The sequence below is a fragment of the Nocardia sp. NPDC060220 genome (assembly GCF_042727815.1).
Taxonomy (GTDB): Bacteria; Actinomycetota; Actinomycetes; order Mycobacteriales; family Mycobacteriaceae; genus Nocardia.
Map to the genome: position 1 here is coordinate 1 of NZ_JBHWZY010001234.1, position 1,532 is coordinate 1,532.

At 67.0% G+C, this 1,532-nt stretch carries 1 protein-coding gene; it reads right to left on the reverse strand.

Features of this window, described 5'->3' with window-relative positions; all coding sequences use genetic code 11:
* The coding region (locus ACFWF3_RS35600) for a hypothetical protein (protein ID WP_379318532.1) at positions 1-1,346 on the reverse strand (1,346 nt) is incomplete at its 3' end.
* Positions 1,347-1,532 lie beyond the last annotated feature (186 nt).

The following is a 1,532-nucleotide window of genomic DNA, read 5'->3' on the forward strand; positions in this document are numbered from 1 at the left end:
GTGCTCGGTTCGACGCGCGGGCCGCGCACCCTCGCCCGCAGGAAGAGGAAGAACAGGGTGATCAACAGCGCGGTGCGCAACCACACGCCGAACTGGACGATCCCTTCCATCAACTCGACGCCCTCGCCCTCGCCCAGCGCGGCGAAGTACCGGAACACCCCGACGCCCACCGCCGCGTCGGCCACCAGGTAGGCCGCGACCAGCGACCACGGCACCTCCAGCAACACCAGGAACGGAATTATCCACAGGGTGTACTGGGGTGAATGCACCTTGTGGAACAGCATGAAAGCGGCCAGCATCGCCGCGCTCACGCCGACCCACGGATACGCCGAAGTGGGGGTCCAGCGCCGCCAGCCCAGCCACAGGGCCAGCGCGAATCCGCCGAAGATCAAGACGGGCGAAGCGATCGCGACCGCGTCGTGCCAGGTCTGGGTCGTTTCCGCCGCGCGGCCGAAGATCAGCTGGTGACCCCAGTACCAGATCGAGTTGGTGGTGATGTCGGCCTGCCGCAGCTGCTGGAACGTGATCGAGGCGCGCCAGCCCTCCACCCCGGCCAGCACGAACGGCAGATTCACGGCCGCCACCGTGCCCATCGCGGCCAGCAGAGTCTGCGCGGCACCCGCCACGTCCAGCTCACCGATCGGGCGACGACCGCGCGGTGCCCCCTCGGTGAGCACGAACACCGCGAGCGGCAGCACGAAGATTCCCGGATAGAGCTTGAGACAGAAACCCAGCGCGAGCAGCACCGCGGCGATGATTCCGCGGGTGCGCACCGACAGGCCGGTCAGCATCGTCATCACATAGACCGCCGCCACCGCCGTGCACACCACCGGCAGTTCCCAGTTGTGGAAGGCGTAGAACACCAGCGGCGGGCCGATCGCCCACAGCAGCGCCGCCGGGCCGGCGAGCCTGGCCAGCATCCATGCTGTGAGCAGGGCGAACGGCGCGAGCAGCAGCGCCGAGTGCCACAGGAAGTCGGCGTCGTTGTCCACCCCGATGGCGCCCGCCCACATCAGCACGCCGCTGAGCACCGGGTATTCCACCGCGCCGCCGGTCAGCGCACCGTCTTCGGTGATCGCGCCGTCCACGTACGGGAAGACGTGATTGTCGATATCGCGGCCGAGCCACAGGAATTGGATGTCGGAATAGCAGACATCCGAATCCTTGCGCTCCTCGAATACCAGACTGCGACCGGATTCATCGATCGCGCCGCCCGCGCACCGGGCCTTGTTGGCATAGGCCAGCGCGAGAGTGAGGCCACACAGCAGCATCACGAAGATGCTCAAGGCAGCGGCCCACGTCGCGCCGCGTCGTGCTGCGCGCTGCCGCGGGCCGACTGTGGTCATGGCGACCACATTATGCGGCGGTGTCCCGATCACCCGGGTACACCCGCGGCAGGCATCGATTTCGCTGGTCACCACCCGCTCATGTAGCCTTGGCGGGTTGCTGACGCAACGAACCCTCCTGCCATGGAAAGTCCATGGCCGTTTCCTAGTCCACAGGAGGTGATTGGTCCGTGCGTCAATATGAAG